Source organism: Pseudarthrobacter sp. TAF60_1 (genome assembly GCF_052113505.1).
Taxonomy (GTDB): Bacteria; Actinomycetota; Actinomycetes; order Actinomycetales; family Micrococcaceae; genus Arthrobacter.
On the sequence record NZ_JBFRDI010000022.1, the window covers coordinates 21,370 to 41,159 of the forward strand.

Consider the following 19,790-nt stretch of genomic DNA (forward strand, 5'->3'; position numbering starts at 1 on the left):
ACACCTTCCGTTCACCTTCGGCGGGCATAATTCGACAGTGAGTGAGCACCTGCCTGACGTCGTCGCTTCCCTGCCTGAAGAGTTATTCCGCCCCCAGCTGCCCGGGTTGCCCCTGGCCCCGCCCGAGCGGACCCTGATGGCTATCCTCGAGGACTCGGCTTCCCGGTTCCCCGAGGCGTCGGCGCTCGACGACGGCCGGCGGTCCCTGAGTTACGCCGACCTGATGGCCGCCGTGCGGGCCAAGGGACGTGAACTGCAGGCCGCGGGGCTCGGCGCCGGCGACAGGATCGGCGTCCGCATTCCATCCGGGACAAACGAGCTCTACATCTCGATTCTGGCGATCCTGTACATCGGCGCCGCCTACGTGCCCGTCGATGCGGACGATCCTGAGGAACGTGCCCGGCTGGTCTTCGGCGAGGCGCGCGTCGTCGCAGTCCTCACCGGCGGGGACGCCGTCACGCTCCCGGAGCCCAGGGATGCGATCGGCCAAAGCGACGCCGTCCGTAGCGACGCCGTGCGCAGGGAAGCCGAGCGCCGACTCGCGGAGCCCGGCGACGACGCCTGGATCATCTTCACCTCCGGGTCCACCGGCACGCCCAAAGGCGTCGCCGTCCAGCACCGCTCCGCCGCCGCTTTTGTTGACGCCGAGGCCAGGATCTTCCTCCAGGAGGAACCCCTCGGCCCGCAGGACAGGGTGCTGGCCGGCCTTTCCGTTGCCTTCGATGCCTCCTGCGAAGAGATGTGGCTGGCCTGGCGTCACGGCTCCTGCCTGGTGCCCGCCCCGCGTGCCCTCGTCCGGACAGGCACCGATCTTGGTCCCTGGCTCATTAACCACGGCATCACCGCGGTGTCCACCGTCCCCACCCTTGCTGCCCTGTGGCCGGCCGAATCCTTGGAGAATGTCCGGCTGCTCATCTTCGGTGGTGAGGCCTGCCCGCCCGAGCTCGCCGAGCGCCTGGCCGTCCCGGGCCGGGAAGTCTGGAACACGTACGGCCCCACCGAGGCCACGGTGGTGGCCTGCGCCGCTCCCCTGGGCGGACCCGGTCCTGTCCGCATCGGCCTGCCGCTGGACGGCTGGGACCTGGCCGTGGTGGACACCGATGGCCTTCCCGTCGGCGAAGGCGAAATCGGCGAACTGATCATCGGCGGCGTCGGGCTGGCACGGTACCTGGATCCGGACAAGGACCGGGAGAAGTACGCACCGATGCCCACCTTCGGCTGGGACCGCGCCTACCGTTCCGGCGACCTGGTCCGTTATGAAGCTGAAGGCCTGGTCTTTATGGGCCGTGCCGATGAACAGGTGAAACTGGGCGGACGCCGGATCGAACTGGGTGAAATAGACGCCGCCCTGCAGGCCCTCCCGCACGTCGCGGGAGCTGCGGCGGCCGTTAAGACAACCGCGGCCGGCAACCAAATCCTGGTGGGCTACCTGGCCGCGGCGGATGCGGCTCTTGACCTGGCGGCCGCCCGCGAACAGTTGGCCGCCAGCCTGCCGGCCCCGCTCATTCCGTTGCTGACTGTGGTGGACTCGCTGCCCACCAAAACCAGCGGCAAAGTGGACCGCCACTCGCTGCCGTGGCCGCTGACCGGATCCGGCGCAGCCGATGCTGACGCGGCACCGTTGAACCTCCCCGAGGATGCGGCCTGGGTTGCCGGGCAGTGGGCCGCCGTCCTGGGCAGCCCGGTGACCAGCCTCGACGCCGATTTCTTCGCCTACGGCGGCGGCTCACTCTCGGCCGCCCAGCTGGTTTCAGCCCTCCGGGTGCGCTATCCCACCATCACCGTTGCAGACATCTACGCGACCCCAAGGATCGGTGCCCTGATTGATACGGCCCGCCAGTCCCTTCCGGAGGGTGTGGCTGCGGGACCCGCTCCGGCCAGGACCGTCCGGCCTACCGCCCTGAAGTCGCAGATCTTCCAGACACTGATGGGAATCCCGCTGCACATTTTGGTGGGGATGCGCTGGCTGACGTACCTGATGGCGGCCAACAACCTGCTGTCCGCATTTGCGGGCTTCAGTGCTGCCCCCACCGTGTCCTGGTGGTGGGTGGCCGCGTCCTGGCTGGTCTTCGTCTCCCCCGCCGGCCGCATGCTGATCTCCATCGCCGCAGCCAGGGTCCTGCTCCGCAAGGTGGTCCCCGGCACGTACCCCCGCTCGGGGAAGATCCACCTGCGCCTGTGGCTCGCGGAACAGATCCAGGATTTGGCGGGTGCGATCAGCCTCGCCAGCGCACCGTGGGTGCCTTACTACGCCCGGGCTTTGGGCGCCACAATCGGCAATAACGTCCAACTGCACTCGCTGCCACCGGTTACGGGACTGCTGTCCCTCGGCAGCGGTTCCAACGTGGAGCCTGAGGTGGATCTCTCCGGCTGGTGGATCGACGGCGATGTGGTCCACATCGGCGCCGTCCGCATTGGTGCCGGAGCCACCATCGGTGCGCGCAGCACGCTGATGCCCGGCGCTTCGATCGGCGCAGGTGCACAGGTGGAACCGGGCTCCGCCGTTCTCGGCAAGATCAAGGCCGGGCACCACGTTGCCGGTTCCCCCGCCGAACGCCGGGGCAAGGCCAAACACACCCTTCCGGACACCCCGGGAGAACACCGGCTGATCGGCCGGCTCTGGTTCGCCGGCTTCTCCCTCGCCTCCGCCGTGCTGGCGATGATCCCTTATGTCTCCGCAGCAGCGGCAGCGATGGTGATCTTCGCGTTCATCCGCGGAAGCCAATCGCTGTCTGCCGCCGTGCCTCAAATCCTTCTTGCCCTGGCGCCCGCGGCCCTCGCCTGGTTCGTGGTCAACCTCCTGCTCATCCTCGCCACGACCCGGCTGCTCGGCATTGGCCTGAAGGAAGGCTACTACCGCGTCCGCAGCCGGATTGGCTGGCAGGTTTGGGCCACCGAACGGGTGCTGGACCTGGCCCGCGACCTGCTGTTCCCCGTCTACGCAAGCCTCTTCACGCCTGTCTGGCTCCGCCTGCTCGGTGCGAAGATCGGCAAGAACGTCGAGGCCTCCACTGTCCTCCTCATCCCCAAAATGACCACAGTGGGTGAGGGCGCCTTCCTGGCCGACGACACCATGGTGGCGTCCTACGAGCTCGACGGCGGGTGGCTCCGGATTGCTCCCGCGAAGATCGGCAAGCGCTCCTTCCTGGGCAACTCCGGCATGACCGCTGCCGGCCGGAACGTGCCCAAGAATTCACTCGTGGCTGTCCTGTCCGCCACACCTGCCAAGGCAAAGTCCGGCACCTCCTGGCTGGGCAGCCCGCCCGTGCGGCTCCGGCGCACCGCCATCGCCTCGGACGACACCCGCACCTACCAGCCCCCGCTGCGGCTCAAGTTCGCCCGTTGCCTGTGGGAACTGGGCCGCTTCATCCCGGTGGTAACCACGGTGGCCATCGCGGCCGGCGTGATGCTTGCCTTCGACTGGCTGGCAGCGGCGTACAACTACGGGATTGCAGCCGCCGTGGGCGGCGTGGTCATGCTGGTGGCCGGTGCGGCGGCCGCGGGAAGCGCCGTCGTCGCCAAATGGGTCCTGGTTGGACGGATCCGTGAAGGTGAGCATCCGTTGTGGAGTTCCTTTATCTGGCGGAACGAAGTAGTGGACACCTTCATCGAAATGGTCAGCGCCCCCTGGTTTGCACGCGCAGCCACCGGGACGCCGGCCCTGGTTTGGTGGCTCCGGTCCCTCGGGGCAAAGATCGGCCGCGGCACGTGGTGCGAAAGCTACTGGCTCCCGGAAGCTGACCTGGTAACCCTCGGCCGGAATACTACCGTCAACCGCGGCTGCGTGGTCCAAACGCACCTCTTCCATGACCGGGTCATGAGCCTGGACACTGTTACCCTCGAAGACGGGGCAACCATGGGACCCCACGGTGTGATCCTGCCCCAGGCAAGCATCGGCAACGGCGGAACGGTGGGACCGGCGTCGCTGGTCATGCGTGGCGAATCGGTTCCGGCCGCGACGTATTGGATGGGAAACCCGGTGAGCCCCTGGAGCGGCCCCGCGAAGTCTGCGCCAAAACCGAGGTAGCCCCGCACCACCAAGCTGTCCCTGCCGCCCTCCTGATCGGAAAGACCGTCTTATGAGTTCCCCCGCACCGAGCCCAGCGGCCACCACCGGCCCGTCACCCACCTCGGAGCAAGGCCCATCAGCGCCGGACCCCTACGTGCCCGGCCATGGCACCAACGCATACCGGGTGAACCGCTACGAACTGGAGCTTGATTACAAGCTCAGCAGCAACCGCCTCAGCGGGCGCGCAGTCCTGCATGCGGTCACGCAGTACACCACGGCGGCCCTTGTGCTGGACCTGACCGGACTGCGGGCCACCAAGATCCAGCTCAGCGGGCGCCGCGTGCGCAAGTACAGCCAGCGGGCGGAGCAGCTGGTCATCATGCCTGAAACTGCCCTTCCGGCCGGCGAAGTCTTCACCCTTGACATCAGGTACGAAGGCAATCCTGCTCCCCGGCGCGGACTCTGGGGTGAAGTGGGCTGGGAGGAGTTGACCGATGGCGTTCTGGTGGCAGGCCAGCCCAACGGCGCGGCGTCCTGGTTTCCCTGCAACGACCACCCCGGTGAAAAGGCCAGCTACCGCATCAGTGTGACCACGGACTCCAATTACCGGGCGGTCTGCAACGGCACGCTCGTCTCCCACACCAGCAGGTCAAGCCGCGAGACGTGGGTTTACGAGCAGCCCGAGCCCATGGCCACCTACCTTGCCACCGTCCAGATCGGCCGCTACGAGCTCCTGAGGCTGGATCCCGCCACCGCGAACGGGCAGGTCCCCCAATATGCCGCCGTACCGGCGCTGTTGTATGAAACAGCCCGTGCAGGCCTTGCCAGGCAGCCGGAGATGATGCGGACCTTTGCAAGCTGCTTCGGCCCTTACCCTTTCCCGGAATACACCGTGGTGGTGACCGAAGACGAGCTGGAAATACCCCTCGAGGCGCAAACGCTCTCCATCCTGGGCCGGAACCACCTGACGCAAGCGTGGGAGTCCCAGCGGCTCATCGCCCACGAGCTCGCCCACCAGTGGTTCGGCAACTCCCTCACGGCCGCAACCTGGGCGGACATCTGGCTGCACGAGGGATTCGCCTGCTACGCAGAGTGGATCTGGTCCGAGGAAGCCGGCGTCATGCCGGTGGCCAACCGGGCTGCCGCGGCCTGGCGGAAGCTGGCGTCCGGCAGCCAGGACATCGTCATCGGCGACCCGGGTCCGGAGCTGATGTTTGATGACCGCGTCTACAAGCGCGGAGCCCTGGCCCTGCACGCCCTGCGTGTCCGGTGCGGCGACTTGGCGTTTTTTGCGCTCCTGCACGACTGGACCACCACCCACCGGCACGCCACGGTGTCCACCGCGGCCTTTATTCTCGCCGCGGACAAGGCCACGGGGCTGGACACCGAGGCGCTGCTGCACCCGTGGCTCTCCGAAACAGCCCTTCCGCCACTGCCTGTTCGCTGACGGGCTTTTCGCTGACGTCCTGTGGGCTAAGACCCGGCAGCTGAAAGAGCGACGGCGGCACGGAGGTCAGGCGGCAGGCCCGCCTCGCCGGGGGCCAGGTCCCGGAGTTCGGCACGATGCAGGACATTCACGGTGTCCGGGGCGGTGCTGAGGCCGCCGCCGGTCATTTTGAGCCAGGCCTCCTTGCGGGCCCACAGCCGGGCCCGCTCCTGCAGCAGGGCTGGCCCGGACAGCCCGGCCAGTGCCGCGCGCTCGGCCGGGGTCAGGGCAACATCGTCGAACCCGTCAAAGTCCAGCCGCGCAGGGTTCTCAACGTCCACGCCGATCGTTACACCCGCAGGCGGTTCCAGCACGGCACCCAGCAAGATCCAGCCGGAACTCCGGGACAGGCTCAGTGCCAGCGGCGCCGGTTTTCCCTGCAACATGTAGCCGGGCCTGCCGTGGGATAAACCGGGGCCGGTACCGCACCGGGGGCAGCTGAAGTTCGTGGTGAGCTCCGACGCCGGGACGTCCAGCAGTTCCGCGGCAAACGTTCGCAGAGCCAGCCGGCCAGCCACAAAAACGGCCCGTGGGCCGGGCGCCAGGGCGGCCGCCCGCGCCAGCTCGGCGGGACAGAACAGCGGCAGCCGGCCATCCGCCGTCGGGCCCTGCGCGACCCTTTCGTGCTCCGGTAACAACCCGAACCGCCCTCCCGGATCACCGGGAGGGCAGGAACGCAGGACCGGGACCACCGTTTCCGGTCCCGCCACGGAGATCAGCGCCTAGCGCTGGACGGCGCCGAAGCGCTCGGCGGCCAGGGCGACGGCGCTTTCACGCGCGGCCGAAGCCTCATCCGCGGTCAGGGTGCGGTCCGTGGCCCGGAACCGCAAACCGAAGGCCAGCGACTTCTTGCCTTCCTCAATGCCCTTGCCGGCGTACACGTCGAACAGCGCCACATCCTCCAGCAGTTCGCCGGCCCCTTCGCGCAGTGCCTCAAGGACCTGGTCGGCCGGGATGTCCTGCGGCACTACCAGGGCCACGTCCTGCGTCGCCACCGGGAAGGTGGAGATGTGGCGGGCCACAATGACGTCCGCTGCAGCTTCAAAGAGGGCATCCGCGTTGAACTCCAGCGCCACCGAGCGGGCCGGCATGTCGTGCGCGGCGAGGAGCTTCGGGTGCAGCTCACCGGCATAGCCCACCACTTCACCGGTGCGGAGCGAGAGCTTCGCCGCCCGGCCCGGGTGGAACGCCTGGTGCGCACCCTGGCTGACCACGATCTCCACGCCCAGGACGTCCCCGGCGAGCCGGGCCACATCCAGCGCGTCGGCCCAGTCCCATAGCCGCGGCGCGTGGCCCGCGGCCGCAGGTGAATCGTGGCCGGTCAGGACGGCGGCGACATGCAGCGGCTGGTCCGGGACGCCGTCGTACAGCGCATCCAGTACCTCATCGGCGGGCTTGACGCCGAGCGGCGGGATGGAATCTGTGCCCATGCCCTCGGTGGGCAGGAACACCAGTCCGGATTCAAAGAGCGCCAGGTCGCGGAAGCCGCGGGAGTGGTTCCGCTTGGCCACCTCGATCAGGCCCGGGAGGATGGATGTCCGCAGGTAGCCGTGTTCCTCGCTGATGGGGTTGGCCAGCTTGATCGCGCTCCGGTTCGCACCGGACTCGGCGACGCCGAACGTGTCGTTGGCAGCCTTGGTGACAAACGGGTAGGCCAGGACTTCGGTCACGCCGGCATCCGCCAGTGCCTGGATGAGCCGGCGGCGCTGCTGCTGCACGCGCGTCAGGCCACGTCCGGGAGGGGCCACCGGGAGGGTTGCGGGGATTTTGTCGTAGCCCACCAGCCGGGCGATTTCCTCGGTGAGGTCCTCTTTGGTTTCCAGGTCGTTGCGCCAGCTGGGGGCGGTAACCGTCCAGCCGCCGTCGGCCTTCTCCACCAGGGCGCCGAGGTCCTCCAGCGAGGTGACGATCTGTTCCTCGGTGAAGTCGATACCGATCCGCTGGGCGGCGAAGCCCGCCGGCAACGTGATGGTCACGGCGTCAGGCGCGGTCCCGACGTCGGTCCCCGCCTGGTCAGCGACGCCGCCGGCGAGCTCTACCAGGAGGTCAACCACACGCTGGGCGGCGATGTCCGCCACGTGCCAGTCGACGCCACGCTCGAAGCGTTTTGACGCCTCCGAGGGCAGCTTGTGGCGGCGGCGGGAGCGGCCGATGGACACCTCGTCGAAGTGGGCCGCCTCAACCAGGACGTTCGACGTCGAATCGCTCACCTCGGTGGCGGCGCCGCCCATGACCCCGGCAATACCGATCGCGCCGGATCCGTCGGTGATGAGGAGGTCCTCGACGTCGAGGGTGCGCTCCTTGCTGTCCAGGGTGATGATCTTCTCCCCCGGGACCGCACGGCGCACCACGATGTCGCCGGACAGCTTGTCCAGGTCATAGCAGTGCGTGGGCTGGCCGAGCTCAAGCATGACGTAGTTGGAGATGTCCACCGGCAGGGAGATGGACCGGATGCCCGCCAGCCGCAGCCGCGAGGTCATCCACGGCGGGGTGGGCCTGGCGGCATCCACACCGCGGACGGTGCGGGCCACAAAACGGTCGCAGCCCGGCTTGCCGTAGATCGGCGCGTCGTCGTTGAGCTTGACGCCGTAGCCGCCTGAGAGCTCCGCAGGGGCCTGCACCTTGGCGGCTGGGTCGGTGAAGCCGGTCCCGGTGGCGTGGGCGTATTCACGGGCCGCTCCGCGGATGGAGAACGCGTAGCCGCGGTCCGGGGTCACGTTGATTTCGGCTGCCTGGTCGTAGAGGCCGAGCAGGTCCATGGCGTCCGTGCCGATTTCCGGGTCCAGCCCGACCCGGGACAGGACCAGGATGCCGTCATGGTCCTCGCCGATGCCCAGTTCACGGACGGAGGCGATCATGCCGGCGGAGAGGTGGCCGTAGGTCTTCCGCGCGGAGATGCGGAAGTCGCCGGGCAGGACGGCGCCGGGCAGGGTGACTACGACCTTGTCACCCTCCACGAAGTTGTGGGCGCCGCAGATAATTCCCTGCACTCCGGCTGGGTCGATGCCCTCGCCGGTCAGGGTCTGCGCGTGGCCTTCGGGGACAACGCGGACCTGGCACCAGTTGATGGTTTTTCCGTTGGTCTGCGGTTCCCTGACGATGCTCAGGACCTGGCCCACCACGATGGGGCCCTGCAGGGCATCCGTGGGGCGGTGGACGGCCTCTTCTTCAAAGCCCACCTTGACCAGTTCGGCCATCACGTCTTCGGCCGTTGCTCCGGCCGGTACTGCTGCGAATTCACGCAGCCATGAAATTGGGATACGCACTGTTAGATCTCCATCCCGAAGTGCTCGCTGAAACGTACGTCGCCTTCGATCATGTCGCGCATGTCGCCAACCTCGTTGCGGAACATCAGCGCACGCTCGATGCCCATGCCAAAGGCGAAACCTGAATAGATGTCCGGGTCGATGCCGGCCGCGCGGAGCACGTTGGGGTTGACCATGCCGCAGCCGCCCCACTCGATCCAGCGCGGGCCGCCCTTCGCGCCCGGGTGCCAGATGTCCAGTTCGGCGGACGGTTCGGTGAATGGGAAGTAGTTGGGGCGCAGCCGGACCTGTGCTTCGTCCCCGAACATCTGCCGGGTGAAGTGTTCCAGCGTGCCGAGGAGGTCGGCCATGCTCAGGTTCTTGTCGATGGCCAGGCCCTCGAACTGGTGGAACACGGGCGTGTGGGTGGCGTCCAGCTCGTCCGTTCGGAATACCTTGCCCGGGCACAGCACGTAGATGGGCACCTCGCGTTCCAGCATGGAACGGACCTGCACCGGGGAGGTGTGGGTGCGCATGACGAGGTGGGCCTCAGGCGGTTCAACGAAGAACGTGTCCTGCATTTCGCGGGCCGGGTGGTCCGGCTTGAAGTTCAGCGCATCGAAGTTGAACCATTCGGATTCAACCTCGGGGCCTTCGGCGATTTCCCAGCCCATGCCCACAAAGATGTCCGCCACGCGGTCCTGCAGCGTGGAGAGCGGGTGGCGTGCGCCGGCCCGACGACGGCGCGGTGCGGCAGTGACGTCCACCGTCTCTTCCAGCAGGATCCGGGCGTCGTTTTCGGCTTCCAGCTCGGCTGTCCGGTCCGCGAGCGCCTTGTTGACCTTGCCGCGGGACGCGCCCATGAGCTTTCCGGCAACGGCCTTCTGGTCTTTCGGCAGGCCGCCGATCTCGCGGTTGGCCAGGCTCAGCGGTGACTTCTCACCGGTATGGGCCAGCCTCACCGCCTTGAGTTCGTCAAGGGAGCCCGCGCCGGCAATGGCGGCAATGGCCTGGTCTACAGCGGCAGTGATGGCGGCTTCATCCGTGGGGTTCGGGATGGGGGCGCCCGGCAAAGTTTCAGTCATCTACTGTTCTTAGCTACGAGTCGGGGCTGCCGGTGATGGTGCAGCAGTGCGCGGTTTCCCGGCAGCGCATCCGTCACTGGCAGGTCATTTCGTGAATCCGTGCAGGACGGATGCACTCGATGACCAGGGCAGGGCCGCTGGCGAAAATACCCGGTTGGAAATTACCGACTGGAGAATTACCGGCGGCCACTATCCACCAGTCTAATTGAACCCTCCGGCTACCATGGCCTCATGACAGTACGCTGGCGCCTGACAGCAGCACGGCCGGTGGCGCCTGCGCGGGAGTCGGCAGTTCGTGTGACTGCTCAGCTACCGTCACACGTGACAGCGGGACGGCGGGTGCGGCGGCTGGCCAACCTTGCCAACGGAACAACCCTGCTTGGCCTCGTGCTGGCCCGGGCTGCGGGGACTGCCCTCAGCAAGGGGCCGCGGGGCCTCATCATCGCCTCCGGGTACACGTGGCGGCTCCCCTTCGCCGGGGCGTTCACCTTGGGCAATGTGATCATCTGCCGGATGCGGGCTGACCAGCTTTTGACCAAACCCGCTCTCCTGGGGCACGAGGAAAAGCACTGCAGCCAGTACGCCTGGTGCCTGGGTTTGCCTTTCCTTCCGCTCTACTTCCTGGCCGCAGGCTGGTCGCAGCTTCGGACCGGCAACCCGGCCTCGGCCAATTTCTTCGAGCGGCAGGCCGGCCTGGCCGCCGGCGGATACGTTGACACCAGGACACCAAAGCCGGCCCCTGGCGGCACCGGCGGAATCGAGGTCTGACCATGGCGGGCGATACCAGCATCAGGACCATTACCGTGACGGGGACGGGAACGGCGGAGGCGCCGCCTGACCTGCTGACCGTGTCCGTCGGCGTCGAATGCCGGCGGCCCAGCGTTGGCTCCGCCTACGCCGACGCCGGCACCGCGTCCGCCGCTGTGTCCGGTGCGATCCGGCAGCACGGCGTGGCCGATGCGGACATCCGGACGTCCGGGCTGAACGTCCGCCCCGAGCTTGTCTGGCGCGAGGGCGAAGGCCAGCAAGTCGCCGGGTACGTCGCGTCCAGCGTAGTCACCGTACGGGTCCGTCGGGTGGCTGCTGCTTCTGCCGTCATCGCGGCCGTCGTTGATGCCGGCGGCGACGATGTGCGGCTGAACGGCCTCGAGCTCGGCTTCGCGGACGAATCCAGTGTGCTTGGCCGCGCCCGTGAAGCCGCGTGGCAGGACGCCGCTGCTGCGGCGGGGCAGTTTGCTGCCCTGGCGTCAGCAAGGCTTGGCCCGGTGGCGTCGGTCCTTGAGCACCCCCTCTCCTCCGGGCCGGTCCCGGTGGCCAGGCTCGAGCGGGCCGCCGCCACGGACGCCATGGGTGTGGAGGCGGGCCACGCGAGCCTCAGTGCCAGCGTCACCGTGGTGTGGGAGTTGCTGGCCTAAGGGCGCATCCTTTCCGTTCCACGTCGTCGCCCGGCGCGACACTGCGCCGTAGGTCCTTGACTTAAGTTCGAACATATCTTCGAATAGAGTGCATGAGATGGGATGCACAAGCACTGATGCAGCGGCCTGCCAACGACGGCGGAAACGTCCCATCGCCCGCGCTGCTGCCCCTCGCCGGCCTGGTCCGGTCAGTCACCACTCCGGAGTTCGCCGGCATCACCTTCCATGAGGTCACCGCCAAATCGGTGCTCAACAAGGTGGTTTCCGGTTCAAAAATGCCTTTCGAGTGGACTGTCAACCCCTACCGCGGCTGCAGCCACGCCTGTGTCTACTGTTTCGCGCGCAAAAGCCACACGTATCTGGACTTCGACGCCGGACTCGATTTCGACAGCCAGGTGGTGGTCAAGGTCAATGCTGCCGAAGTCCTCCGGAAGGAACTGGCCAAACCTTCGTGGGGCCGCCACCAGGTGGCTCTGGGAACCAATACCGACCCGTACCAGCGCGCGGAGGGCCGTTACCAGCTAATGCCGGGAATCATTGCAGCGCTGGCGGACTCCGGTACGCCGCTGTCCATCCTCACCAAGGGGACCCTACTGGCACGCGACATTCCCCTCCTCAAGCACGCTGCTGCCCAGGTTCCTGTCGGTGTTGGCATCTCGCTTGCCATGACGGACGAGGCCCTGTCCGAGGCTGTGGAACCGGGCACGCCGGGGCCCCGGGCCCGGCTCAAGCTGGTCTCCCGTCTCCGCGACGCCGGACTCCCCTGCGGCGTCATGGCCATGCCCATCCTGCCGTGGCTCTCAGACAGCGACGAAGCGTTGGATGCCCTCTTCGGATCCTTGGCCGCGGCCGGCGCCACCGGCGTGACGGCCGGTGCCCTGTATCTGAAGCCGGGCACGCGGGAATGGTTCATGCAGTGGATCGCCAAAACCCACCCGGACCTCGCCGGCCGCTACCGCCGCCTCTACGGCACGGGATCGTACGCCTCCAAGGAGTACCGCACCTGGCTCGCGGCCAAGGTGCGGTACTTCAAGCAACGGCATGGCTTCACCAGCGGCCACGGCTTCAGCCACCGTGACCTGGAGGATGATCCCCGCAGCGAAGAAGCACAATACCCGGAGGGCAGCCTGCCGGCTTCCGGGAAGGCTGGCCCGCACGCGCGGGCCGGCATCGAGGAACCGGCCCTTCGCCAGCCGACCCTTTTCTGACGCGGAATGCTCCGCTCAGGTGGCATTCAAACTACTTCGCGGCTCAGCACACGGTTCAGCCCGCGCCGAATCTGAGTCGGCCAACCAGGGAGTCCAGCGAATCAAGGCGTGCGGGCGTGTGCTACCTGTGGGCTGAGCGAGTCCAGCAGAGCCTGGACAATCGGGAAGTCGGCAGGAATCCAGGGAAGGTCGAGCACCGCCTGAAGGTCTGCGAGAGCCACCCAGCGCAGTTCGTCGTGGTCCTCGAGCGGATGGGCCCTGCCCTCGATGACTTCTGCATGCCAGACCCGCATGCTGGCCCGCTCGTTCAGCCGCCACCCTCCGGGCGCTTCAGCCCGCAGCTCCGGCCCCAGCCGGACCCTGACGCCCAGTTCCTCCCGGAGTTCACGGTGCAGCGCTGCCTCGCATTCTTCGCCAGCTTCCACCTTGCCGCCGGGGAACTCCCACAGTCCGGCAAACTGCTCGGGAGCCGTCCGCCGCGCCACCAGCAGGCGGGCAGGATGTTCCAACGAGTCGAGAATTGCTGCACCAACTACCTGTATCTGTTCAGTCACCGCCCCAGTCTATGTAGGCGACACTCGCCATAGGGGACAATGGACCGAAGGCCCTTACTGGCGGCCCGATTGGAATACCTGCACCCGGCTCGGGGTTCCCTAGAGTGGCCCGGCAACCATTCCCGCGGCAGCCTCCAAACATTCTCGTTGAAAACCAGCATCCTCGTTGAAAAGCAGGCACATGAGCAGCACCACCCGAACGCCCACAATGTCCCGAGTGAAGACTCCCAACATCGGTGCCGCCATCTTCGCTTTGGCGATGGGCGGCGTCGGAATCGGCGTCACGGAATTCACCATGATGGGCCTGCTCAAGGAGGTGGAGCAGGGACTCAACATCAGCACCCCCGAAGCAGGGCACCTCATTTCCGCCTACGCCCTCGGTGTAGTGGTGGGCGCGCCGCTGCTCGCAGCTGTGGGCGCCAAGCTTCCCCGCAAACACCTCGCACTCGGCCTGATGCTGTTCTTCACAGTGGCAAACCTGACTTCCTACCTTGCTCCGGACTATGGAACCATGCTGGTTTCCCGGTTCGCAGCGGGATTGCCACACGGTGCGTTTTTTGGCGTGGCGGCCGTGATCGCTGCTTCGCTGGTTCCTGCCAGCCGACGCGGCTGGGCCATTTCCATGGTGATGGCCGGCCTCTCAGTCTCCAACGTCATCGGCGTTCCTGCCGCCACCTGGGTCGGCCAGACTTTCGGCTGGCGTCTGCTGTTCGTCCTCGTAGGCGCCATTGGCGTCCTGACGCTGGTCCTGCTATGGAAATTCGTGCCGTTCCAGGCACCCCATCCGGACGCCAGCATCCGCCGCGAGTTGGGTGCACTCAAACGCCTGCAGGTCTGGCTGGCCATCCTGATCGGCATCGTGGGCTTTGGCGGCTTCTTTGCCACGTACACCTACATTGCCCACACGATGACGATGGTGGCCGGTATCCCCGCTTCACTGCTCCCCCTTGTGGTTGCGCTGTACGGGCTGGGCATGGTTGCCGGAACCGTGGTGGGCGGCAGGCTGGCTGACAAGTCGGTGATGGGGACCCTCTACTGGGTCCTGCCAGGCATCGCGGCCGCACTGGTGACCTACGCCGTCGCCGTTCACTGGCCGTGGTCAGCCTTGGTAATGGTCTTTGTGGTGGGTGCGTCGGGGTCCCTGCTCATCCCGGCACTGCAGACCCGCCTGCTGGATGCCTCGCCGGATGCCCCTTCCCTGGCGTCTTCGCTTAACCACGCAGCGCTCAACGTTGCCAACGCTTTGGGCGCATTCCTGGGCGGCGTGGTGATCGCGTGGGGGTGGGGCTTCGTGGCGCCCGCACTCGTGGGTGCGGTGCTGGCCCTCCTGGGCCTTGCCGTCGCAGTGACCAGCGGCCTGCTGGAACGTAAAAGGCCGCTGGCTGCCTGATCCAAGTGGCCGGGCAACCAACGGCCTCACGGGACAACCCGCGCACTGAGCTCATGGGACAACCGGGGTCCTGGGCTCAGCTCAGAGCGCTCTGAGCCATGATTAACTTTGCAAGTCCTGCGGCCGTGCCTCGGCCGGAACCTGGGCGGCACCCTGTGCGTCGTCACGCTGCAGATCCGGTTCCAGATAAATTACGCGGGCAATCGGAACGGCGGTGCGGATCCGGGACTCAGCGCTGTCAATGGAAGCGGCGATGTCCCTACCCGTTTCGGCTGCCCCCACCGAAATCTTTGCCGCCACCAGCAGCTCCTCCGGTCCGAGGTGGAGGGTCTTCAGGTGGATGATGCGGTTGTGCCCGCCGGCCTCGATGGCCTCGCTGATCCGGACCACATCGTCCCGGGTGGCGGATTCACCCAGCAGCAGGGACTTGGTTTCGATCGCCAGCACCACTGCAATAGCCACGAGAAGCAGACCGATCATGCCGGTGCCGGCGGCGTCCCAGATGCCATTCCCGGTGATGAGAGTCATGCCAACCCCGACGAGGGCAAACATCAGGCCTAGGAGCGCCCCGAAATCCTCCAGCAGGATCACCGGCAGCTCAGGCTGTTTGGCCGTGTGCACAAAGCTCACCCAGCCCTGCTTGCCACGAATGCTGTTGGACTCGATGATCGCCGTCCGGAAGGAGAAGGACTCCGCCGCGATAGCCCCGATCAGCACGCCCAGCGGAACCCACCAGAAGTCCCCTTCAATGCCATGCGGATCCTTTAACTTGTTCCACGCTTCGAAGAGCGCAAAGAGGCCACCCACGCTGAAGAGCACAATCGAGACGATGAAGGCGTAAATGTAGCGTTCGCGGCCATACCCGAACGGATGCTCGGGACTGGCTGCCTTGCGGGCGCGTTTGCCGCCAATCAGCAGTAACAGCTGGTTGCCCGAGTCTGCTACTGAGTGGATTGCTTCGGCCAGCATGGACGAGGAAGCAGTCAGGATGAATGCAACGAACTTGAGGACGGCGATGGTCAGGTTCGCGGCAAGCGCCGCGACAATCGCCTTGGTACCGCCATGTTCAGCCACGAAAGCACCCCTTCAGGGTCACGGAACGAGCAAGGGTCATCACGGGGCCGGAACAGGCTCCGTCCATCAATACCGTACCTTTTCAGCCGAAACCACACACCCGCGACAGGCACTAAGCCTGCTGACAATGATGCAACGTTGTGTTAGCTTGAACACTAATCGGGACGTTTAAAATCCCGACGAATATGAAGGAGGAGACATGGGCTTTCTAGGCTGGATCATTCTCGGACTCATAGTAGGTGCCATTGTTAAGGCAGTCATGCCCGGCAGGGTCGGCGGCGGCTGGGTCACCAGCTTGGTGCTCGGCGTAGTCGGGGCAATTGTCGGCGGCTGGATCGGTGACCTGCTCTTCGGCGGCGGCAAGATGGAATTCTGGAATCTCGGTTCCTGGCTTCTGGCCATTGTTGGCGGCCTCGTCGTTGCCGGCATCTATGGCGCCATCACGGGACGCAGCAAGTCCACGCGCGCACCTTAATAACTTCACGCATCTGATCATTACGAAGGGCCCCGAAAATTTCGGGGCCCTGCCTTATTCTCCGGAGGCGGCTGTCACTCGCCCGTTCGGGTTCGGACCGCGTCCTGCTGGGACCGTGCACTCGCATAGAGGCATACCGTAGCCGCGGTGCCTAAATTGAGGCTCTCCGCGGCTCCATAGACGGGTACGGCTACGCGGTGATCGGCCAGAGCCAGTTCCGCGTCTGAGAGCCCCTGTGCTTCGTTCCCGAAGAGCCACGCCGTGGGAGCCTCCAATGCATAGACCGATTCGACGCCGGAGGAGGCAATGCGACGGGCGGCGTTTTGGTCCTGGAGCGTATCCAGGTTGACGTCACCTTCGCTGTCGGCGGCTAGGATGCCAATCCCCCGGGCCCGGCACGCCGCTGCCACAGCCTCAATGTCGGCGCCCAGCACGACGGGCAGATGGAACAGGGAGCCAGCTGTGGAACGGACCGCCTTGGGATTATAGATATCAACGCTGGAGGCGGTGAGGATGACTGCGTCCGCTCCGGCTGCATCAGCTGCCCGGAGCACGGTGCCCGCGTTTCCGGGGTCCCGGACCTGGCACAGCACGGCGACCAGCCGCGGGCCGGCGTCGAGGACCTGCTCAAGGCTCACGTCCAGGAAACCGCAGACAGCGAGGATGCCCTGCGGGGTGACCGTGTCCGCCATCGCCGCCAGCACTTCGTCGGTAGTGAGGTAAGCGTCGGTGCCCTCGGCGAGGGACTCCAGGTCCGGGTGCCGGTCGAGGCAGGCTTCGCTCGCGTAGACCTCGTAGACGACGCCGGGCTCCCCCGCAGCGATCCTCTTCTGGTGCAGGGTAAGGGCCTCACGGACCGCCTGCGGACCCTCCGCCAGGAACTCGCTGCGCTTTAAACGGGCCGGGCGCCCGGCAAGTTGTGCCACCTTCCTGACCCGATCAGCTCGGGGATTGGAAAGTGGGAAATCTTGCGGGCGCCCGGTTTCGTTCATATAAGAACCTTAGTGGCTTCAGCCACCGGTCCTTGAACGGCCTTCAGTGCTACTTTGCAGCCGGAGCCGACGTGTCGGCAGGCAGGGAATCCTTGGCGATCTTCACCAGTGCAGCGAAAGCGTTGGCGTCGGAGACCGCCAACTCGGCCAGCATACGGCGGTCAACCTCGACCTCAGCGGCCTTCAGGCCCTGGATCAGGCGGTTGTAGGTGAGGCCATTGGCGCGGGATGCAGCGTTGATGCGCTGGATCCACAGGCGACGGAAGTCACCCTTCTTCTTCTTGCGGTCACCGTAGCTGTACACAAACGAGTGCAGCAGTTGCTCTTTGGCCTTGCGGTACAGGCGTGAACGCTGTCCACGGTAGCCCTTTGCGCGTTCAAGGATAACCCGGCGCTTCTTGTGGGCGTTGACCGCCCTCTTCACACGTGCCACGTGCGTACTCCTTCGAAAATCTGATCCCAAGCATCTACTGCCGGAACAACCGGCTGGCCTGAGAAGCCTTTTTGGTAGTTGACTGCTGCCAGGTGGCATCAGTCAGAGAACTTGGAACTTAGATGCCGAGCATCTTCCGGATGACCTTCGCGTCACCCTTGAAGACGATCTTGTCGCCGGCGAGGCGACGAGTCAGCCTGGAGGACTTGTGCTCGAGGTAGTGGCGGCGGTTGGCCTGCTGGCGGCGCAGCTTGCCGCTACCGGTCAGCTTGAAGCGCTTCTTAGCACCACTGTGGGTCTTCATCTTCGGCATGGGAACCGATCTCCTTACGTGTCCGCAGACATTGTCTGCAGTTCGTTCGAGCAGCCACCCCTGCAGGTGGCGTACTGGTTGCGTACTGCGGGAGGAAACCTCCTGCAGCTTTGAACTAGGTAGTCTTCTTACCGGCCGGCTTCGGAGCTGCCTTGGGGGCAGGCCTCGCAGCAGGCTTCGGAGCTGCCGGCCGGGCTACCGGCTTGGGCATTGGCACTGCTGCGGGCTTCGGCGCGGCCGGAGCCGGAGCGGATGCCTTGACAGTTTCAGCGGGCTTGGCCTCGGGAGCCTTGGCCGGAGCCGGGGCTGCCTTGGGGGCCTCACGTTTGGGAGCAGCGGCCTTCGGGGCAGCCTGCTTGGGCGCCTCCTGTGCAGCGGCTTCCTTAGCGGGAGCTTGCTTCGAAGGGGCTTCCTTAGCGGGAGCTTCCTTCGCCGGGGCTCCGGCTGCAGGAGCAACGGGAGCTTCGGCTGCTTCAGCCTTGGCCGGGGCTGCCGCCTCAGTCTTTACCGCTTCCGGGGCATCCGCCTCGGGCTCCGTGTTGATGGCGAACCCTTCCGGGAGAAGGTCAGCCAACGACTGGGTCAGCGGAGCCTGATCGTCACCGGTGACATCGATGCGGCCCGAAGCCTTGGCTTCGTTCTGTGCTTTAGCCTCTGCACGCTGCGTTGCACGGCGTGCCTCAGCCTTGGCCTCCGCCTTGTTCTTCAGCGGGCCCACGACCATCACCATGTTGCGTCCGTCAATGCGCGGGCTGGACTCGACAACGCCCACCTCGGCGACGTCGTCAGCGAAACGCTGGAGCAGGCGGATGCCCATCTCCGGACGCTGCTGCTCGCGGCCACGGAACTGGATCATGGCCTTGACCTTGTCACCTGCACCGAGGAAGCGAAGCGCATGGCCTCGCTTGGTCTCGTAGTCATGGGTGTCGATCTTCAGGCGGAAGCGGATTTCCTTCAGAACCGTGTTGGTCTGGTTCTTCCGGGCTTCACGCGCCTTGACTGCGGCCTCGTACTTGTACTTGCCGAAGTCCATCAGCTTGCACACCGGAGGCTTGGCCTGAGGTGCTACTTCAACGAGATCAAGGTCGGATTCGGCAGCCAGACGCAGGGCATCCTCAATACGGACGACTCCTACCTGTTCACCTGCAGGGCCGACCAGCCGCACCTCGGGGACGCGGATACGCTCATTGATTCTTGGCTCGCTAATGTTAAAGCTCCTGTGATTGATGTAGTAAACCCACCGGCAAATAGAGAAGGCCCCCAATTGCCGGAGCAATCGAAGGCCTCGATGATCGGATACACGCTTCTTCAAAGAGAAGCTGTGCGCACTTCCCCAGGCTCACCGCCTCAAGGAACTGTCCGACCGGTACCCGGCAACCTTGCTTCCCTGGAAGAACTTCCGGTGGGAAAACGGCTGACGCGGGTGGGAGAGAACTCCGCTTGCAAACTGGATGCCATTCTACAGAAAAAATCCCTCACGACGCAGCATGGCGCCAGCGGGACCTTAACACAGCAAAATAACGACATTCAGTCGGTCTGTGACAAGCTTACCAGTATGAGTACCCCAGACAGCAATTCACACGTTTTCGAGGCCGCCCCCGCCGAAGCTGACGTGAGCCAGCAAATCCGCGACATCTCCGAGGTGCCTGCCATCGAGGTCATCACCACCGCCGCGGTTCACCTGATGAGTGCAGCAGCAGTAAAGCTCGGCCTCGCCGCCGAGGACAACGCGGAGGAACTGAAAGACCTGGATGAGGCCCGCAAACTCATCACAGCCCTTGCCGGCCTGGTGACGGCCGCTGCCCCCGAAATCGGTTCCCAGCACGCCGGACCGTTGCGCGATGGCCTGCGTTCCCTGCAGCTTGCCTTCCGTGAAGAGTCCGTCATTCCGGACGCCCCGGGCAAGGGCCCCGGCGAGAAGTACACCGGCGCTGTCAACTAGTACCTGGCGCGGCAATTCCTCCAAGAACTAAATTGCGACGGCGGCGCCGCAGCGCCTGGAGCAGCAGCCCCCCCAGGCAAAGCAGGACTCCGGCCACGCCCACCGCAACACACCCCCCGGACGGTCCCGACCCGTCGATGAAGAGTCCGGCGAGCGGCGCGCCCAGCGC

Annotated in this window: 17 protein-coding genes; 8 read left to right on the forward strand and 9 right to left on the reverse strand. The window is 65.9% G+C overall.

Annotated elements, in window-relative coordinates:
- The first annotated feature begins 136 nt into the window (after positions 1 to 136).
- Complete coding sequence (locus AB4Y73_RS19620; RefSeq protein ID WP_441874247.1) at positions 137 to 4,027, forward strand: Pls/PosA family non-ribosomal peptide synthetase; 3,891 nt, start codon at positions 137 to 139, stop codon at positions 4,025 to 4,027.
- Between the two features lie 52 nt (positions 4,028 to 4,079).
- Positions 4,080 to 5,456 carry a M1 family metallopeptidase gene (locus AB4Y73_RS19625; RefSeq protein ID WP_441874223.1) on the forward strand — a complete coding sequence of 459 codons (1,377 nt, stop codon included), beginning with the start codon at positions 4,080 to 4,082 and terminating at the stop codon, positions 5,454 to 5,456.
- Between the two features lie 26 nt (positions 5,457 to 5,482).
- On the opposite strand, the gene AB4Y73_RS19630 is transcribed toward AB4Y73_RS19625, so the two are convergent.
- The 3 genes from AB4Y73_RS19630 to pheS all read right to left on the reverse strand — a co-directional run bounded on the left by AB4Y73_RS19630 (position 5,483) and on the right by pheS (position 9,825).
- Positions 5,483 to 5,881 (reverse strand): 4'-phosphopantetheinyl transferase family protein, encoded by a 399-nt coding sequence (locus AB4Y73_RS19630; RefSeq protein WP_441874225.1) that lies wholly within the window; start codon positions 5,879 to 5,881, stop codon positions 5,483 to 5,485.
- A 336-nt stretch (positions 5,882 to 6,217) separates the two neighbouring features.
- Positions 6,218 to 8,761, reverse strand: coding sequence for a phenylalanine--tRNA ligase subunit beta (gene pheT / locus AB4Y73_RS19635; RefSeq protein WP_441874227.1), 2,544 nt, complete (start codon positions 8,759 to 8,761; stop codon positions 6,218 to 6,220).
- A gap of 2 nt (positions 8,762 to 8,763) precedes the next feature.
- A complete protein-coding gene (gene pheS, locus AB4Y73_RS19640) occupies positions 8,764 to 9,825 on the reverse strand; it encodes a phenylalanine--tRNA ligase subunit alpha (RefSeq protein ID WP_441874229.1) in 1,062 nt (353 codons plus the stop codon).
- Positions 9,826 to 10,146: 321 nt separating this feature from the next.
- On the opposite strand from pheS, the gene AB4Y73_RS19645 reads away from it, so the two are divergent.
- The 3 genes from AB4Y73_RS19645 to AB4Y73_RS19655 all read left to right on the forward strand — a co-directional run bounded on the left by AB4Y73_RS19645 (position 10,147) and on the right by AB4Y73_RS19655 (position 12,448).
- Positions 10,147 to 10,593 (forward strand): hypothetical protein, encoded by a 447-nt coding sequence (locus AB4Y73_RS19645; RefSeq protein WP_441874249.1) that lies wholly within the window; start codon positions 10,147 to 10,149, stop codon positions 10,591 to 10,593.
- 2 nt (positions 10,594 to 10,595) lie between these two features.
- Positions 10,596 to 11,240 carry an SIMPL domain-containing protein gene (locus AB4Y73_RS19650; RefSeq protein WP_441874231.1) on the forward strand — a complete coding sequence of 215 codons (645 nt, stop codon included), beginning with the start codon at positions 10,596 to 10,598 and terminating at the stop codon, positions 11,238 to 11,240.
- A 92-nt stretch (positions 11,241 to 11,332) separates the two neighbouring features.
- Positions 11,333 to 12,448 (forward strand): Rv2578c family radical SAM protein, encoded by a 1,116-nt coding sequence (locus AB4Y73_RS19655; protein ID WP_441874233.1) that lies wholly within the window; start codon positions 11,333 to 11,335, stop codon positions 12,446 to 12,448.
- Between the two features lie 101 nt (positions 12,449 to 12,549).
- Here the strand turns inward: AB4Y73_RS19655 and AB4Y73_RS19660 are convergent, their stop codons facing one another.
- Positions 12,550 to 13,002, reverse strand: coding sequence for a (deoxy)nucleoside triphosphate pyrophosphohydrolase (locus AB4Y73_RS19660; protein WP_441874235.1), 453 nt, complete (start codon positions 13,000 to 13,002; stop codon positions 12,550 to 12,552).
- Positions 13,003 to 13,183: 181 nt separating this feature from the next.
- On the opposite strand from AB4Y73_RS19660, the gene AB4Y73_RS19665 reads away from it, so the two are divergent.
- On the forward strand, positions 13,184 to 14,392 hold the full coding sequence (locus AB4Y73_RS19665; protein ID WP_441874237.1) for an MFS transporter: 1,209 nt from the start codon (positions 13,184 to 13,186) through the stop codon (positions 14,390 to 14,392).
- Positions 14,393 to 14,494: 102 nt separating this feature from the next.
- Here the strand turns inward: AB4Y73_RS19665 and AB4Y73_RS19670 are convergent, their stop codons facing one another.
- Positions 14,495 to 15,466, reverse strand: a complete 972-nt coding sequence (locus AB4Y73_RS19670) for a cation diffusion facilitator family transporter (RefSeq protein ID WP_441874239.1) — start codon at positions 15,464 to 15,466, stop codon at positions 14,495 to 14,497.
- A gap of 199 nt (positions 15,467 to 15,665) precedes the next feature.
- Here AB4Y73_RS19670 and AB4Y73_RS19675 point away from each other — a divergent pair, with 199 nt between their 5' ends.
- Entirely contained in the window at positions 15,666 to 15,941 is a 276-nt protein-coding gene (locus AB4Y73_RS19675) for a GlsB/YeaQ/YmgE family stress response membrane protein (RefSeq protein WP_441874241.1), read from the forward strand.
- A gap of 74 nt (positions 15,942 to 16,015) precedes the next feature.
- Here AB4Y73_RS19675 and AB4Y73_RS19680 read toward each other — a convergent pair whose 3' ends face one another.
- The 4 genes from AB4Y73_RS19680 to infC all read right to left on the reverse strand — a co-directional run bounded on the left by AB4Y73_RS19680 (position 16,016) and on the right by infC (position 18,844).
- A complete protein-coding gene (locus AB4Y73_RS19680) occupies positions 16,016 to 16,933 on the reverse strand; it encodes a TrmH family RNA methyltransferase (protein WP_441874242.1) in 918 nt (305 codons plus the stop codon).
- 49 nt (positions 16,934 to 16,982) lie between these two features.
- Positions 16,983 to 17,366, reverse strand: coding sequence for a 50S ribosomal protein L20 (rplT, locus tag AB4Y73_RS19685; protein ID WP_164201051.1), 384 nt, complete (start codon positions 17,364 to 17,366; stop codon positions 16,983 to 16,985).
- Between the two features lie 118 nt (positions 17,367 to 17,484).
- Positions 17,485 to 17,679 carry a 50S ribosomal protein L35 gene (rpmI, locus tag AB4Y73_RS19690; protein ID WP_009358635.1) on the reverse strand — a complete coding sequence of 65 codons (195 nt, stop codon included), beginning with the start codon at positions 17,677 to 17,679 and terminating at the stop codon, positions 17,485 to 17,487.
- 115 nt (positions 17,680 to 17,794) lie between these two features.
- Positions 17,795 to 18,844 carry a translation initiation factor IF-3 gene (gene infC, locus AB4Y73_RS19695; protein WP_441874245.1) on the reverse strand — a complete coding sequence of 350 codons (1,050 nt, stop codon included), beginning with the start codon at positions 18,842 to 18,844 and terminating at the stop codon, positions 17,795 to 17,797.
- Between the two features lie 390 nt (positions 18,845 to 19,234).
- On the opposite strand from infC, the gene AB4Y73_RS19700 reads away from it, so the two are divergent.
- Positions 19,235 to 19,621: a DUF1844 domain-containing protein gene (locus AB4Y73_RS19700; protein WP_164201053.1), complete on the forward strand. Its 387-nt coding sequence runs from the start codon at positions 19,235 to 19,237 to the stop codon at positions 19,619 to 19,621.
- Positions 19,622 to 19,790: the final 169 nt, after the last annotated feature.

What these genes read in the sequence shown, in the direction of transcription:
- AB4Y73_RS19620 (WP_441874247.1), top strand. Translation starts at nt 137, where the DNA reads ATGGCTATCCTCGAGGACTCGGCTTCCCGGTTCCCCGAGGCGTCGGCG.
- AB4Y73_RS19655 (WP_441874233.1), top strand. Translation starts at nt 11,333, where the DNA reads ATGAGATGGGATGCACAAGCACTGATGCAGCGGCCTGCCAACGACGGC.
- AB4Y73_RS19680 (WP_441874242.1), bottom strand. Translation starts at nt 16,933, where the DNA reads ATGAACGAAACCGGGCGCCCGCAAGATTTCCCACTTTCCAATCCCCGA.
- AB4Y73_RS19665 (WP_441874237.1), top strand. Translation starts at nt 13,184, where the DNA reads ATGAGCAGCACCACCCGAACGCCCACAATGTCCCGAGTGAAGACTCCC.
- AB4Y73_RS19675 (WP_441874241.1), top strand. Translation starts at nt 15,666, where the DNA reads ATGGGCTTTCTAGGCTGGATCATTCTCGGACTCATAGTAGGTGCCATT.
- AB4Y73_RS19650 (WP_441874231.1), top strand. Translation starts at nt 10,596, where the DNA reads ATGGCGGGCGATACCAGCATCAGGACCATTACCGTGACGGGGACGGGA.
- pheS (WP_441874229.1), bottom strand. Translation starts at nt 9,825, where the DNA reads ATGACTGAAACTTTGCCGGGCGCCCCCATCCCGAACCCCACGGATGAA.
- rpmI (WP_009358635.1), bottom strand. Translation starts at nt 17,679, where the DNA reads ATGCCGAAGATGAAGACCCACAGTGGTGCTAAGAAGCGCTTCAAGCTG.
- AB4Y73_RS19700 (WP_164201053.1), top strand. Translation starts at nt 19,235, where the DNA reads ATGAGTACCCCAGACAGCAATTCACACGTTTTCGAGGCCGCCCCCGCC.
- AB4Y73_RS19625 (WP_441874223.1), top strand. Translation starts at nt 4,080, where the DNA reads ATGAGTTCCCCCGCACCGAGCCCAGCGGCCACCACCGGCCCGTCACCC.
- AB4Y73_RS19630 (WP_441874225.1), bottom strand. Translation starts at nt 5,881, where the DNA reads ATGTTGCAGGGAAAACCGGCGCCGCTGGCACTGAGCCTGTCCCGGAGT.